The following is a 15,282-nucleotide window of genomic DNA, read 5'->3' on the forward strand; positions in this document are numbered from 1 at the left end:
AATCGATTTCGGTCCGCCCGTTGACTGCGGAGAGTGAAAACGGACCGCGCCACTCACGTTCGAGGCGTCCAGGTGCCGTGGGACCGAGGCACTGAGGTGCCGTGTCGGCGAGGCGTCCCGGTGCCGAGGCGTCCGGGTGTGGTGGTGCCGAGGGGTCCGGGTGTCGCTACGGTGCCGGGAACCTGTGCTCGTTGCGGTCGATCTTCGCGTCCAGCGCCGCCAGCGGATCGATCCCGAGCACCTCGCACAGTTGCAGCAGATAGGCGAGCACGTCGGCGACCTCGTCGGTGACCCGGTGGGCGGTGTCCGGGTCGTCCATCACGCGCGCCGACTCCTCCGGCGTCAACCACTGGAAGATCTCGACCAGTTCGGACGCCTCCACGCTGAGCGCGGCGACGAGGTTCTTGGGGGTGTGGAAGGGCTGCCAGTTCCGCGCGGCCGCGAACTCGGCCAGCCTGCGCTGCAGCTTCGCCACGTCGAGGTGTTGTTCCGTCACGGACCCAGGTGTACCACCGTCACCCCCTCCGTACGGGCGGCCCGGTACCCGTCGCCGACCGCGCCGACACAGCGGATGTGCCCGCGCTCGGCCATCCGCACCGCCAGCCGCAGCAGTTCGGCGCGCTGCCGTGCGTCGAGGCCCCGGTCGAGGCCGTCCGCGAGCAGGGTGAGGGTCTGCATCGCGGCGGGCACCTCCCCGGCCTGGTCCACGTCGAGGACGCCCGGCCCGGTGAGCAGCACCAGGGCGAGGGCGACGTAGCGCAGCTCGCCGTATCCGAGCCGGGCGAGTTCGGTGCGGCTGCCGTCGGCGCGGTCGAGCAGCGCGCGGACCGTGCCGTCGGCCAGCGTCTCGGCGCGCAGGTCCACGACCGGTGCGGCGGATCCGGCGGACAGCGCGGCCACCAGTGCCGCATGCCGGCGTCCGCACTCCTCGCGGGTGCGCCACAGGACGTCGGCGAGGTTGTCGCAGCCGGCGAGCAGCCTTCCCGACCCGGTGGGTACGGGGACGCCCATCCAGTCGGGCTGCGGATCGCAGGCGAAGACGGACCGCAGGGCGACCACCATCTGCTCGGCGGCGGCGAGCACTTGCCGCTGTCCGTCGGTCCGGCCGGCCACGCGCAGCGGCAGCAGCGCGGTGCCGAGCCGGTCGTCGGGCAGCGGGGCGCGCGTCACGGGCGCGGAGCCGCCGGTGTGCCAGGCGGCCTGCACCGTGCGGCGTCCGGGGTCGCGCAGGGCCGTCTCCAGCAACACGACACCAGCGGCGCTCAGCCGCTCCCCCACGATGCGCAACTCGGGTTCGGCCTGCACGGCGACGTCGAGCTGAACCGGCCCACCGGGTCCGTCGGCCGTGCATCCGATGCGGAAGCCGCGACGGCTCTGGGCATCGGGCCGCGCCCCCTGAGGCACACAGGCGACCGGGTCGGCGAACACCTCACCCAGCCGGGCCCCGCCTCCGAGCCGCGCCAGTGCCTCGTACGCCCGCAGCGCACTGCTCTTGCCACTCCCGCTGGCTCCCACGAACAGCGTGACCGCCCCCAGCGGAAACCGGGCCCGCCGATGCCCCGCGAAGGCGGAGAGCCGCAGTTCGGTGACGCAGGGCCGGACGTACCGCACCTGGGCGGACGCCGTGCCGGGGCCGGGCGCGGACGGAACACGTCGCTCCTCCACGGACGGCGCCTGCGCGGGCACGGTACGAGTGGCGTCCCCGGCCGGCACCCCGTCGGACGCGGACCGGGGCGAGGGCGAGTGCGCGGAAGAGGCAGACGGCGAGGGCATGTCCGGACCGTAGGACTCCGCCGACAGCCGAACCGTTCCGCCCGGAGAAGCTTCCTACGATCGAGCGACCACGAGGCGTCCCCGGGACCCCGGGAACGCCGGGGACGCCTCCTGGAAGCCGCACCGGGCGGAGCGCGCACAGTCGGGCAGGATCAGCACAGCGAGCAGGACGCGTGCAGACGAACTGGCCAACGGAACCGGGCGCGCCGAACGGAACCGGTGTGGTTGAGCCGAACCGGTGCGGCCGAGCGGCGACGGGTGACGCGAGCGCGATCACCGCTGACGTCCTCCGCCGCTCGGCGCGGCCTTCCGGGTACGCGAGCGCCCGGGCGCAGGCTCAGACCCCGGGAACTCCCGCCCCCTCCATGATTCCGCTCACCTCGGTGCCCGGCGGGGTCAGCAGGAAGACGTTGCGGTCGACCCGGTGCATGCCACTGGCCAGGCCGAAGACGACCCCGGTGGAGAAGTCCAGGACACGCTTGGCGGTGTCGGTCTCCGCGCTCGTCAGGTCGAGCAGCACCGGGATGCCCGCCATCAGTGTCTCGGCCACCTCACGGGCGTCGGCGAAGACGCTGATCCGCAGCACCACGAACCGGCGCCGGGTCTCCGTCTCCGCGTCCGGGAGCGCGCGATGGCCCACCGCCGACGGCCACGCGTCCCGGCCCCGCAAGGGAACAACCTGAGCGAGCCCTTCCCATTGTTCATCGGTGACGTCGTAACGGTTCACCGGCACCCCCCGAACTGACTCGCCTTCAATGCGTGCACCAGTCAATTCTTACGCCAAGTCACCCGTTCGGCCCAACAACGACACGGACCGCCACCCCTTTCGGCACCGAGCGGCGGCTTCCCGTCACGGCCACACCGCAATCGTCCCGCCGAATCACACCCCGCCCACCAGCCCCGATCACGCCGACGTCGTGTCAGGCAACCTTGCGTGTGAAGCGGAGCGTGGTGATGATCGTCGTCAGGCCGCCCATCATGCCGAGCTGGTTCGTGGTCACTCCGAACTCCCCCCGGTCCACGGTGAACGTGGCATCCAGGGTGACCGCGTCGGCGTCCGCCTGGCTCAGGCGCGCGGTGAAGGTCTGCGGCCGGCTGATGCCATGCACCGTCAGCCCGCCGGAGACCTTCACGGCCCCGTCGGCGCCGAGTTCGGCGGCGCGCAGCGCGAAGGTGATCTCGGGGTACTTGTCGACGTCGAAGAAGTCCGCACTGCGCAGGTGGGTGTCCCGCTTGGCGTTCTTGGTGTCGATCGAGGCCGCGTCCAGGGTCAGGGTGCCGGTGACGGTTCCGTCCGCGGCCACCTCGCCCCCGCCGCCGACGGTGGCGAAGACGCCCTTGACGGTGACCAGGCCCCACATCGACTTGTGCTTCAGGGCGACGGTGGAGGCGCCCGCGTCGAGCTGCCACAGTCCGGTTTCCACAGCGACGGTCATGGCCGTTCTCCTTGTGTTGCGCATCTGGATATGAGGTCGCGGCCACGGTAGCTGGTAATCCAAATCTGAACAACCAAGTCGTGCAAATTTGGACAAGGGATACACTCGATGCCATGGCAGACTCCGTCGAACACCCCGCCGACCTGCCCGCATGTCCGTCGGCCCAGGGCGCCGCCCCCGGGCTGCTGCCACCGGAGCTGCGCGGCTGGATGCTGCTGCTGGCCGCTACCGGGGCGGTGGAACAGCGACTGCGTTCGGTGGTCAAGGAGCGGCTCGACGTCTCGCACGACGAGTTCCTGGTCCTGTGCCTCCTCGCGGAGCAGCCCCAGGGCGGCCTGCGCATGACCCGCGTCGCGGAGCTGCTGGGGCGGCCCAAGACCCGGCTGACGTATCAGATCGCCTGCCTTCAGCACGCCGGTCTGGTCACCCGCAAGTCGGTGTGCGGGGACAAGCGCGGTGTCGAGGTGGCCCTCACCGAGAAGGCCCGTCGCTTGCTCCATGAGGCGTCCGGCACCTTGTCCGAGACGGTGACGGGCGCGCTGGCCCACGTCATGGGGCCCGAGCAGTGCGCTGCGATGAGCGAGCTGATGCCGGGCGTGGCGGCGGCAGCGGCGGCGGCGTCCACAGGGACGGAGCCGGAACCGGAGCCCGCGGCCGCCTCCGACTGAATCGGACGGCGACCCGGCCCCCTCGCCCCGACCGCGGGGCGGCCGGGCGGGTCGTCCTACCGCGCGTCGGAGTACTCCTCGCGCCCCTCCGTGGCCCCGCTCTCCTGCGGCCGCTCCGTGTCCACGGTGGCCTTGCGGCCGGGCAGGACCGCGAGCACTATCAGCGTGCCGGCGGCCATGATGATCGCGCCGACCAGGCTGGTCCGGGCGACGCCGTGCGCGAAGGCCTCGTGCACCGCCTCGGTCAGGGCCTGCGCCTGCCGCGCCCCGCCGGCGGGGTCCTTCGCGACCTGCTCGGCGACCGCCAGGCCGCCGCCCACCGAGTCCTTGGCGGTCTCCAGCGCGGCGGCCGGAAGGTTGCCGCCGACCAGGCCGGTCAGCTCGTCCCGGTACGCGGTGCCGAGGAGCGAGCCGAGGATCGCGATGCCGAGCGAGCCGCCCAGTTCCAGCGCGGTGTCGTTCGCACCGCCGCCGACGCCCAGCTCACTCTCCGGGAACGACCCCATGATCGTGTCGGTGGCCGGGGACACGCTCAGACCGATCGCGAAGCCCAGCATCATCATCGGCGCGAGGAAGTCCGGGTACGTGGAACCCGCGTCGACCCGGGTGAGCAGGGAGACGCCCGCGGTGCCGATCACCATGCCGGCCACGACCATGGCCCGCACGCCCAGCTTCGGGGTCAGCCGCCCGGTCACCGCGGCGCCGACGAAGACGGCACCGGCCAGCGGCAGCAGGCGTACACCGGTCTCCAAGGCGTCGTAGTTCAGCACGAACTGGAGGAACTGGGTGGAGTAGTAGATCGCCCCGAAGGTGCCGAAGAAGAAGAACAGCACCGCGAGCATCGAACCGCTGAAGGACCGCAGCCGGAACTTGCGGACGTCCAGCATCGGGTGCGGATGCCGCAGCTCCCAGACCACGAACCCCACCAGGCCGACACCGGCGACGACGGCCGCGGCGACCGGACCGGCGCCCCAGCCGAAGTGCGGGCCCTCGATGGTCGCGTACACCAGCGAACCGACGGAGACGATGGACAGCAGTCCGCCGACGTAGTCGATCCGGCCCATGCCCGCCGCCCTGGACGGCGGGACCAGCGCGAGCGCGCCGACGACGGCGACGAGCGCGATGGGCACGTTGATCAGGAAGGTCGAACCCCAGGCGTGGTCCCGGAGCAGCCAGCCGGCGACCAGTGGACCGACGGCGATGGCCAGTCCCGAGGTGGCCGTCCAGGCCGTGATGGCCTTGGCCCGCTCACGCCGGGGGAAGATCGCGACCAGCAGGGACAGCGTGGCCGGCATGACCACCGCGGCGCCGACACCCATGATCGCGCGGGCCGTGATGACCAGCTCCGTCCGGTCGACCAGGCTGCCCATCACCGAACCGCCCGCGAAGACCACCAGACCGGTGATGAGCGCGCCACGACGGCTGTACTTGTCGCCGATGGAACCCAGGACGAGCATCAGCGCGGCGTACGGAACCGTGTAGCCGTCGATGACCCACTGCAGGTCACTGCTGCTCAGGCCCAGGTCGGTGGTCATGTCCGGCGCCGCCACGATCAGCGACGTGTTCGCCATGACCACGATCAGCAGGCTCAGGCAGAGCACGATCAGCGCCGACCAGCGCTTGGCGTACGGCCCGGTCGTCTTCTCGACCGGTATGTGGGCGGGGAAGGGCATGGGGGGCTCCTAAGGGGACGAGTTAATTGCCCATTGATGTGCAGACTAGTTTATTGCCCATCGGTGTGCAAATATTGCGATGCCCGCTGCTCCGTGCCCAGACCAGAGGAGGCGAGTTGACCGCCCGACCGTCCCCCCGCGGCCCGCGGCACCGCACCTCCGCACGCGCCACCCGCGCCCGCATCCTGGAGGCGGCCCTGCGGGAACTGGGCCGTGACCCCGACAGCAGCCTCGCCGACATCGCCGAGTCCGCCGACGTGGCCCGTCGCACGCTCTACCTCCACTTCGCGGGGCGCTCCGCGCTGATCGAGGGACTGGCGGCGGACGCGGCGGAGGCGATACGCCTGGCGATCGCCGTCGCCGACCGGCCGCCGCCCGACACCGCACCCCCTCCACTCCCGGCACCGGCGCCGGCCCTGGCACCGGCACCGGCACCGGCACCGGCACCGGCACTCGACGCCACGAGTGCCCTGGCACGCTTCGTCCTCACCTTGTGGACGGTGGGCGACCGTTACCGCACGCTCATCGGGCTCGCCGGCCAGGATCTCGGCGCCGATCGGGTGAGCGAACTCCTCGCCCCCGCACGGGACATGGCCGTGCGGATCCTCACCTTGGGGCGACGCCAGGGCGTCTTCCAGACCGGTGTTCCGCCGGGCCCGCTCAGCAGGGCCATCGAGGGTTACGTGCCGGCCCTCCTCGGCTCCGTCGACACCGGCGGCTGGGCCGACGACGGCACCCGCGCCGCCACCTGCGCCCTGATCGCCGCGGGCGTCGACAGCGACACCGCGGCCTCGACCGTCCGCCGCCTGCGCACCATCGGGCAGGCCGCACCGCCGTCCGAGAAGGAGAGTTCATGCACCAGCAGCCCAGGTACGGGACCGGCACGTCGTACGACGCGGCCGAACCGCCCCGCACCGGCGTCCGCCTCCGACGTCCGGCCGCCACCACCGTCGCCCTCGCAGCGTGGCTCGCGTTGATCCTGGTCCCCGTCACGGTCGACCGGCTCGTGACGGCACGGGTGGAGTCCCGTGCGGCGAAGGCGTTCCAGGAGGGCATGGACACCCCGGTGCGGCCCGAGGTCCATGTGCGCGGGTTCCCCGTCCTGACGCAGGTGGCCTCCGGCACCCTGCGGCACGTGGACATCACCGCCCTCGACATCCCCGCCGACGGTTCGGCCCGCCCGCTGCCGCTGTCCGAACTCGACCTGCGACTGGACGGACTGACCAGGTCGGACGACGACAGGGCGGCGCGGGCATGATCGGCGGAGGCGACCGCCCGTCTGTCCTACCGGGACGTGTCCGACGCCCTCGGCCTGGAGGTGTCCCGGGGCGCCGGCCCGGGCCGGATCAGCGCGGACATCCTGCTGCCCCTCGGCGGCGCGCGCGTCACGGTCACCACGAAGGTCTCGGCGGCGTCCGGCAACCGGATCGCGTTCGACGACTTCCAGGTCGAGGGCGGCACGCTGTCCGGCGCCGGGGAGGCGGTGCTCGACAAGGTCTTCGAGCAGCCGATCCAGCTGCGGAACCTCCCCGACGGCCTGAGCCTGCGCTCCGTCACCACCACCGCCGCCGGTCTCGACGCCCACTTCACGGGCAGCTCGGTCACCTTCGGCCCGGACGACGAGTCGTCGCACCGGAACAGCTGAGAGCGAGCCCGCCGCCGACGGACGTCGGGAACCCGGGTCGGCCCGGACACCGAGAGGCCCCGTCTCCGTACGCGTCGGCCCGGACGCCGGGAAGCCCCGTCCCCGTACGGGTCGGCTCAGGCGCCGGGAGGCCCCGTGGCCGTACGCGTCCTCGCCGTCGCAGTCGCCGCCTTCGGGGTCGCAGCCTTCGCGGTCGCAGCCGATACGACGTCGTCCACGACGGTCCGGGCCCGTCCCTCCGGGACGCCGGCCGCGACGAGCGTGGCGACGGCGGTACGCGTCCCGTCGTCCTCCAGCGCGCCGGTGTTGACCTCCTCCAGCAGCGCGATGTGCATGCCCTCCAGGCCGGCGCTCAGCACGGCGGGCGGCAGATGCGTGTGGAAGGCGCCGTCCTGCTGCCCACGCGCCAGGATCGCCGTCACCTCGTCACGAGCGGGGGCGAGGATGCCGGCCACCCGCTCGATGCCCAGGTCGCGCTGGGCGAGCGCCAGGAGCAGCCGGTAGCGGTCGCCCACCGGCCAGATCGAGTACACGAAGTACGCGAGCGCCCGCTCGGCCGGCTCCTCGGGACGCACCGCGATCTCCAGCGCGCCCCGCAACGCCTCGGACGCCTCCTCCGCGAGGGCCTCCAGCAGCGCCGCCCGCCCGGGGAAGTGACCGAAGAGCGTACGGCGTACGACGCCGGAGGCCCGCGCGATCTCCTCCAGGGTGACGTCCGGATTCCGGCCGAGCTCCTGGCGGGCCGTGGCCAGAATGCGCGCCCGGTTGGACCGCGAATTACGCCGCTGCGGCTCGCGGGCCACGGAGTGGGTCACGGGAAACCTCGGGTGGTTCGGTACGGACGAACGGACGAACGGGCGCCCATTGTGGCGGATCTTCGCCGCTGGGGCGACTCGGGGAGCGCCTCCGGGGGCCTCGGGGCACCTCGGACCGAGGGCAGCGCCTCCCCGCAGTAGTGGCAGGTCGGCAGCAGGGGCGGGCCGACGGTGTCAGGCGGACGGCACGGACGGACCGACGACACGGACGGCACGGACGACACGGACGGCACGGACGGCACGGTCGGACCGAGGCCTGTTCCCCGTGTCCCTGTCACGAGCCACGCCTGCGGCCGCGCCCGACGGACGAGGGCGAGACCCGCCGCCGCGGTGGCCACCAGCACGGTGAGGGCCATCGGCGGGGAGCTCGTCCTCCCCGAACAGCCCGACCGACGGCGCGGCCGACGCTCCGAGGAGGAACCGCTCACCATCGCCGACGCCCGCGCCGAGGCCGGGGACGACCTCTTCCCAAGAACCACCCGCTCGTCCGGCGCGTCCTGCTCTACGGTGCCAGCAGTCACCGACGACCGGGGAGGAACCGTGCAGCAGTCGAGGGCTCCGCTCGCCGAGCGCATCGCAGAGCGGAGAAGCGGAGGCGACGACCCCCGGGCTCTGGTCGGCGAGATGCGGCGTTCGGTCCTTCTGGTGCCGGTGGCCGACGGAGGTCTCTGGTCGGTGCGTTCGGGCGGGGTGCGGTGGATCTGCGGGTTCACCGACGAGGCCGCGCTGGCCCGGTTCGCCGTGCGTCACGCGTCCGGTGATCGGCCCATGGACTACGCGGCGCTGCTGGGCGCGCGCATCGTCGACGAGATCGTGCCCACGCTGGGCGAGCCCGCCGGCCTCGCCGTCGACATCGCCACCGAGGAGGGGTCCATGTTCTTCCCGCCGGTCGTCGGCATCGTCCCGGAAGCCGTCGCCGTCGATGCCGGTCGGGCGGGAGAGGGGGCACGGCATGAGCGGTGAGGGACCGGACCTCCGGCTCGACAAGGCGTCCGTCGCCAAGTTCACGCAGGGCGTGGGTGCGACGATCGACCAGCTCGGTGAACTGGGCGGCGCCACCGGTTCGGTGATGGGCAAGGGCTTCTCGGAGCTGGCGGTGACCGGGATGGAGGCCGGGCACCACGGCCTGTCGGTGGACTTCGAGGATTTCTGCGAGCGCTGGGAGTGGGGGGTGCGCGCCCTGGTGAGCGACGCCAGCGCGCTCGCCAACCGCCTCGGTCTGGCGGCGGGCACCCAGTGGGAGCACGACCAGTACGTAGCGGGCACGCTCAAGGTGGGCGCCAACTCCCTGTTCGGCGGAAACCCGCACGCCGGTGAGGAGGAGATCGCCCAGCAGAACTGGGGCGACATCTTCACGCCGGACTACCTGGACCCGGACTGGAGCGCCGAGTCGTTCGACAAGGCAGGCCAGGACATGGGGCAGACCTGGAAGGACACCGGCCGCACGGTTCTCACCGAGGGCCAGGGCGGCCGGCAGTCGCAGGTGCTCAACGACGCGCTCGGCATCTCCGACGACCAGTGGAACCAGGCGCTGGACGACACCTTCGGCCCGTCGCCGGAGGAACGCGCCCAGCAGGAACAGCAGCAGGGTGACTCCGGGGGCAACTGACGGTGGGCATCGGCGACTTCATCAGTGACATCACGCCCGACTCGGTCGAGGACGCGGTCGAGGACGGCGTCGAGTGGGTCGGCAACCGGGTCGAGGACGCGGGCGACTGGACTGCCGACCGGCTGGAGGACGTCGGCTGGGAGTCCGGCGCGGACTGGGTGCGCGAGCAGTCCCGTTCGGTCGCCAACCGGTTGGGCGCCGAGGTCGACGAGATGGATCTCGGGCAGACCGAGGACAAGACCGAGCTGATCTACGGCAGCCCGGACAAGCTCCGCTCCACCGCCGGAAAACTACGCGGCTTCCAGTCGGCCTTCGACAGCGCCGGCGACGGTCTCAAGGGCCTCGACTCGTCCCGGCTCAAGGGGGAGACGGCCGACGCGCTGCGCACCGCGGTGAGCACCCAGCCGCCCAAGTGGTTCACCGGCGCCGACGCCTGCGCGAAGGCGGCCGGCGCGCTCGACGCGTTCGCCGGCACCGTCACCTGGGCGCAGGGGCAGGCGCAGACGGCGATCGACAAGTGGAAGGAGGGCGTCAAGGCCTCCGAGGACGCCGCCGACGCCCACCGCAAGAAGGTCGACGACTTCAACAACGCCGTCGACCGCTACAACGCCCAGCCCGCGGACAGGCGCGACCCGTCCACGCTCCCGGCGAGGCCCGCCGCGACGTTCGAGGACCCCGGCAAGAAGCTGATGCAGGAGGCCCAGGACCTTCTCGCCGAGGCCCGCAAGCAGCGCAACTCGGCGGCGGAGACCGCGCGCACGGCGGTCCGCGCCGCCCGTGACACGGCCCCGCAGAAGCCGTCCTACGCCGAGCAGTTGGGCGACGGGATGCAGGAGCTGCAGCTCATGGGCGACCACGTCGGCGGCGGCGTCATCAAGGGCACCGCGGGGATCCTGAACTTCGTCCGCAGCGTCAACCCCATGGACCCGTACAACATCACGCACCCGGCCGAGTACGCCACGTCCCTCAACAGCCTGGCCGCCGGTCTGGTGGTCGCCGCCAACGACCCGGTCGGCACCGGCACCCAGATGGTCAAGGACTTCATGAAGGACCCGGCCGAGGGCTTCGGCCGGCTGATCCCCGACCTGGTCCTGACCGCGGCCACCGGTGGCGGCGGCGCCGCGGTGAAGGGCGTGCGGATCGCCGAGGAGGCGGCCGACGCCGCGCGGCTGCGCCGGCTGATCGACGACGCCCCGGACGGCACCCACCGCCGCCCGGACGGCGAGCGCACCACCGACGGCACCGACCCGGTCGACCTGGCGTCGGGCCGGATGTTCCTGCCCCAGACCGACGTCGAACTCCCGGGCATCCTGCCGCTGGTCTTCACCCGCCGCACCGAGTCCGGCTGCACGGCCGGCCGCTTCCTGGGGCCCGCCTGGACCTCCACCGTCGACGAGCGTCTGCGGATCGACGCGATCGGCGTCGTCCACGTCACCGACGACGGGCTGCTGATCCCGTACCCGCACCCGGCCCCCGGCGCGCCCACCTCTGCGGAGTCGGGCGGGGGCCGAACGCTTCTCGCCCGGGAACCCGACGGCGACTACACGGTCACCGACGCCGACACCGGTCTGACCCGTCACTTCGCCGCCCCGCCCGGCGTCGAGCCGGGCGACGACGGCACGGCCTGGCTGTCGACCGTCGCCGAACGCAACGGTCACACGATCACCGTCGACCGCGGCGAGGACGGTCTGCCGCTGGCCCTCGTCCACTCGGCGGGCTCCCAGGTGAACCTGTCCGTCACCGACGGCCTGGTCACCGCTCTGAGCCTGGCCGGGGCGGGTGAGAACGGCGCGGACCTGGCGCTGATGAGCTACGGCTATCAGGACGGCGACCTCACCGCCGTCACCAAGCCCTCGGGCGCCTGCACCACCTTCGTCTACGACGACCGCCGCCGCGTCATCGCCTGGATCGACTCCAACGGAAGCCGCTACGACTACGTCTACGACGACCGCGACCGAGTCGTCGCCGAAGGCGGCGAGGCCGGCCACGTCCAGATCACCCTCGCCTACACCGAACCCGGGGCGGGAACCGGCCACCGCACCACCACCCTGACCACCGCCGAGGGGCACACCACCCGCCATCTCATCGGCCCCGGTTGTCGCGTTCTGGCCACCACGGATCCGCTCGGCCACGTCACCGGCTTCACCTACGACGCCCGCGGAAACCTCCTCACCCGCACCGACCCGTTGGGCCGCACCACCCTCTACGCCTACGACGACGAGGGCCACGTGGTGTCCGCCACCCGGCCCGACGGCAGCGTGCTGCGCACCGTGCGCGGCCCGCTCGGCCTGCCGGTGGAGGTGATCGGCCCGGACGGGTACCGCAGGACGCAGGTGTTCGACGAACGCGGCAACCGCGTCTCGGTCACCGACGAGGCGGGCGCAACCACCCGCTGCACCTATGACCGCGCCGGCCGGCTCACCTCGTTCACCGACGCGCTCGGCGGCACCACGCGCGTGGTGTGCGATGCGGCGGGACTGCCCGTGGAGGTGACCGGCCCTGCCGGTTCCACCACCCGCACGGAGCGCGACGCCCTCGGCAGGCCGGTCCGCGTCACCGACCCGGTGGGCGGTGTCACCCGCCTGCAGTGGCACGCCGACGGGCAGCTTGCCCGCCTCACGGGCCCGGACGGCGCCACCGGGTCGTGGACCTACGACGGCGAGGGCAACTGCCTCACCTCCACCGACGCGGCCGGCGGGGTCTCCCGGTTCGAGTACGCCCACTTCGACCTGCCGCTCGCCCGCACCGGACCCGACGGGGCACGCTACGAGTTCGAGCACGACGCCTCCCTGCGTCTGCGGCGCGTCACCGGTCCGCACGGGCTGAGCTGGGCCTACGAGTACGACGCCGCCGACAACGTCGTCCGCGAGACCGACTTCGACGGCCGCGCCCTCAGCTACCGCTACGACGCCGCCGGGCAGCTCGCCACCCGTGTCGACGCGCTCGGCGTGGCCGTCTCCTTCGAGCGCGACCAGCTCGGACAGGTGGTGCGCAAGGACGCCGGAGGAAGGGTGACGACCTACGCCTACGACAGGGCGGGACGCCTGTCGGAGGCAGTCGGACCCGACGGCGACCTGCGGTACCGGTACGACCGCCGCGGGAACGTGAAGACCGAACTGGTGGACGGCCGCCCCGTCACCTACGCGTACGACGACCTCGGTCGCCGCACCCGCCGCACCACCCCCACCGGTCACGTCACCACCTACGCCTACGGCGCCGACGGAACGCCCCTCCGCCTGACCACCGGCCATCACCGCGTCGACTTCACCCACGACGCCGCGGGCCGGGAACTCGCCCGCGTCCTCGGCGACGCCGTCACCGTGACCTCCTCCTGGGACGAGGCAGGACGCCTCACCGGACAGCACATCACCGCACGGGCACGCACCGTCAACAGCCGCGCCTACACCTACCGCCCCGACGGCCACCTGCTCTCCGTCGCGGACCGGCTCTCGGGCACCCGCGCTTTCGACCTCGACACGGCGGGCCGGGTCACCGCCGTGCACGCCCAGGGGTGGACCGAGCGCTACGCCTACGACGCGAGCGGCAACCAGACCTCGGCGGACTGGCCGTCCCGTCACCCGGGCCACGAAGCCACCGGGCCGCGCGCCTACGACGGCGTCAACCTGACCCGCGCCGGGGGCATCCGCTTCGAGTACGACGCCCTGGGCAGGGTCGTCCTGCGGCAGAAGACCCGCCTGTCCCGCGCACCCGACACCTGGCGCTACGAGTGGGACACCGAGGACCGCCTCGCCGCGGTGACCACCCCCGACGGGACGCGATGGCGGTACCGCTACGACCCGCTGGGCCGCCGCATCGCCAAACAGCGTCTGGCGGCCGACGGCGACAGCGTGATGGAGGAGGTCCGTTTCACCTGGGACGGCCCCACCCTGTGCGAACAGACCAGCCACCGACCGGATCTCCCGCACACGGTCGCCCTCACCTGGGACCACCGGGCCGACGTGCCTCTGGCCCAGACCGAACGCATCCTCACGGCCGACGACCGCCAGGAAGAGATCGACCGCCGGTTCCTCGCCATCGCCACCGACCTCATCGGCACCCCCACCGAGCTCATCGACGAGGCGGGCGACATCGCCTGGCGCTCACGGGCCACCCTGTGGGGCACCACCGCCTGGGCCCGCGACAGCAGCGCCTACACGCCGCTGCGCTTCCCCGGCCAGTACTACGATCCCGAAACCGGCCTCCACTACAACTACTTCCGCCACTACGACCCCGAGACCGCCCGCTACACCTCCCCGGACCCCCTCGGGCTCGGCCCCGCGCCCAACCCCGCCGCCTACGTCGACAATCCCCATGCCTGGACGGACCCGCTCGGGCTTGCCCCGTGCCCTCGGGGCGCGTGGGCGGACAAGGCCGATTTCTCCAGCCAGAAGGTCATGAGCAAGAAGTTCCACGCTCACGCGGGAGACTTCCTCGACAGTCCCGGCAACCTGAACAAGGCCAACCTGCAACGGTTCGAAGAGGCCATGCGTGACCACATGACAGCGGACGGAACGAAGATCTACCGGTACGACTACAGAAACCAGGGGCCGGCAGTCGGGTTCATCGACCCGGCATCCCAGAAGATGGTCATGCTGCACGCCGATGGTAGATTCTGGTCGGCCTGGAAGCTCGGTGACAAACAGTTCCAGGGAATCATCGACAAAGGGTTTCTGTGGTGACCGATCCAGAACACGGAGCGTCATCGGACCCGAGGCTCGTGCTGGATGCGGACGGCGCCTTCGCCCCGTCCTGGCTGCGCGGGAAGTCCGTGGCCCCGGTGCCGGTGGGCGAGCAGATCGACGCGGCGCTGGCCCGCCGGATCACGGCCGGCTGCCGCGCCGTCGGGGCCTCGCACATCCTCGCCACGAGCCTCGTCGGCGACTCCGGTGCGACATCCCGGCTTCCCGCCGACGCGGACTGCACGGGCATCCGCCCGCCGCTCCTGCTGCGCACGCCCGACTCGCAAGGAGCCGTGCTCTTTCCGGAAGCAGGCTACGCGCTGATCGCGGGAACCACCGCTTTCATGGCCGCGGCCGTCAACGAGGGCACCGACACGGCACGCGCACGCTTCGGCCGCTATGCGCGCACTCTCCTGGAACGGCATCCGGCACTGGCGTCCGTGGCCGCCTCGCACCCCCCCGGCCATAGGGCCTGGTCGCAACCCGGCGACGTCGCCCCGGCCAGTGCGGCGGCACGACAACTGGCACTGCTGGACGCGTTCACCGACGGGACGTGCGACGCACCGGACTTCGCGCGCGGCTGGTGGGAGGCCAGACGTGCCTCCCAGGCGAACGGGGAACGCGTCCAGGGGGCGCTCGGCGATCTCCTGGACCAGGTGTTCATGATCCTCGAGGACTACTCGGTCGACCCCGACCTCGCGGAACCCGGCGATCTCGACGACGCCGGACTCCGGGTCGCCGTGCGCGACGCCTGGCAGGCGTTTCGCCACGGCGAAACGTGAGCGGTGCCCGTGGTCAGCGAAACGTGAGCGGTGCCCGTGGTCAACGGAGCCGATGCGGGCTCCCGGTGGCTCAGAACGTGGCCTGGGTGACAGTTCAGGAATCTTGACGGACCGGCAGGCACCGGAGTGGCTGGACGCCCTGGGGCGCTGCGGGCTCGAGGTGACGGGGGGGCGGCACCCGACGGCCCACCCGTGAACGCCG

Annotated in this window: 12 protein-coding genes and 1 pseudogene; 7 read left to right on the forward strand and 6 right to left on the reverse strand. The window is 72.3% G+C overall.

Annotated elements, in window-relative coordinates:
• Window positions 1-166: 166 nt before the first annotated feature.
• The 4 genes from ACIPFH_RS25775 to ACIPFH_RS25790 form a co-directional block, all read right to left on the reverse strand.
• Window positions 167-496, reverse strand: a complete 330-nt coding sequence (locus ACIPFH_RS25775; protein ID WP_356249168.1) for a nucleotide pyrophosphohydrolase — start codon at window positions 494-496, stop codon at window positions 167-169.
• Window positions 493-1,773 (reverse strand): ATP-binding protein, encoded by a 1,281-nt coding sequence (locus ACIPFH_RS25780; protein ID WP_401829831.1) that lies wholly within the window; start codon window positions 1,771-1,773, stop codon window positions 493-495. The genes ACIPFH_RS25775 and ACIPFH_RS25780 overlap by 4 nt, the downstream gene beginning before the upstream one ends.
• Before the next feature lie 337 nt (window positions 1,774-2,110).
• Entirely contained in the window at window positions 2,111-2,500 is a 390-nt protein-coding gene (locus ACIPFH_RS25785) for a cell division protein SepF (RefSeq protein ID WP_356249164.1), read from the reverse strand.
• A gap of 193 nt (window positions 2,501-2,693) precedes the next feature.
• On the reverse strand, window positions 2,694-3,209 hold the full coding sequence (locus ACIPFH_RS25790) for a YceI family protein (RefSeq protein ID WP_401829834.1): 516 nt from the start codon (window positions 3,207-3,209) through the stop codon (window positions 2,694-2,696).
• Window positions 3,210-3,322: 113 nt separating this feature from the next.
• Between ACIPFH_RS25790 and ACIPFH_RS25795 the strand changes: the two genes are divergently transcribed.
• On the forward strand, window positions 3,323-3,877 hold the full coding sequence (locus tag ACIPFH_RS25795) for a MarR family winged helix-turn-helix transcriptional regulator (RefSeq protein WP_401829836.1): 555 nt from the start codon (window positions 3,323-3,325) through the stop codon (window positions 3,875-3,877).
• Between the two features lie 56 nt (window positions 3,878-3,933).
• On the opposite strand, the gene ACIPFH_RS25800 is transcribed toward ACIPFH_RS25795, so the two are convergent.
• On the reverse strand, window positions 3,934-5,550 hold the full coding sequence (locus tag ACIPFH_RS25800; RefSeq protein WP_401829839.1) for an MFS transporter: 1,617 nt from the start codon (window positions 5,548-5,550) through the stop codon (window positions 3,934-3,936).
• Between the two features lie 116 nt (window positions 5,551-5,666).
• Between ACIPFH_RS25800 and ACIPFH_RS25805 the strand changes: the two genes are divergently transcribed.
• Together ACIPFH_RS25805 and ACIPFH_RS25810 are read left to right on the forward strand one after the other, a co-directional pair.
• The gene (locus tag ACIPFH_RS25805; RefSeq protein ID WP_401829841.1) at window positions 5,667-6,527 is read left to right on the forward strand and encodes a TetR/AcrR family transcriptional regulator; all 861 of its coding nucleotides are present in this window, start codon (window positions 5,667-5,669) and stop codon (window positions 6,525-6,527) included.
• Between the two features lie 29 nt (window positions 6,528-6,556).
• Window positions 6,557-7,195 (forward strand): annotated as a pseudogene (locus tag ACIPFH_RS25810) (DUF2993 domain-containing protein).
• A gap of 116 nt (window positions 7,196-7,311) precedes the next feature.
• On the opposite strand, the gene ACIPFH_RS25815 reads toward ACIPFH_RS25810, so the two are convergent.
• Entirely contained in the window at window positions 7,312-8,010 is a 699-nt protein-coding gene (locus tag ACIPFH_RS25815; RefSeq protein ID WP_401829844.1) for a TetR/AcrR family transcriptional regulator, read from the reverse strand.
• A gap of 540 nt (window positions 8,011-8,550) precedes the next feature.
• Between ACIPFH_RS25815 and ACIPFH_RS25820 the strand changes: the two genes are divergently transcribed.
• Genes ACIPFH_RS25820 through ACIPFH_RS25835 form a run of 4 tightly spaced genes read left to right on the forward strand, consistent with a single transcriptional unit; the run spans window position 8,551 to window position 15,080 of the window.
• Complete coding sequence (locus tag ACIPFH_RS25820; RefSeq protein ID WP_401830230.1) at window positions 8,551-8,973, forward strand: SseB family protein; 423 nt, start codon at window positions 8,551-8,553, stop codon at window positions 8,971-8,973.
• Complete coding sequence (locus tag ACIPFH_RS25825) at window positions 8,963-9,619, forward strand: hypothetical protein (RefSeq protein WP_401829846.1); 657 nt, start codon at window positions 8,963-8,965, stop codon at window positions 9,617-9,619. The genes ACIPFH_RS25820 and ACIPFH_RS25825 overlap by 11 nt, the downstream gene beginning before the upstream one ends.
• A 2-nt stretch (window positions 9,620-9,621) precedes the next feature.
• On the forward strand, window positions 9,622-14,298 hold the full coding sequence (locus ACIPFH_RS25830) for a putative T7SS-secreted protein (RefSeq protein ID WP_401829849.1): 4,677 nt from the start codon (window positions 9,622-9,624) through the stop codon (window positions 14,296-14,298).
• A gap of 38 nt (window positions 14,299-14,336) precedes the next feature.
• A complete protein-coding gene (locus ACIPFH_RS25835) occupies window positions 14,337-15,080 on the forward strand; it encodes a hypothetical protein (RefSeq protein WP_401829851.1) in 744 nt (247 codons plus the stop codon).
• Window positions 15,081-15,282: the final 202 nt, after the last annotated feature.

Source organism: Streptomyces sp. NPDC088157, from assembly GCF_044741545.1.
Taxonomy (GTDB): Bacteria; Actinomycetota; Actinomycetes; order Streptomycetales; family Streptomycetaceae; genus Streptomyces.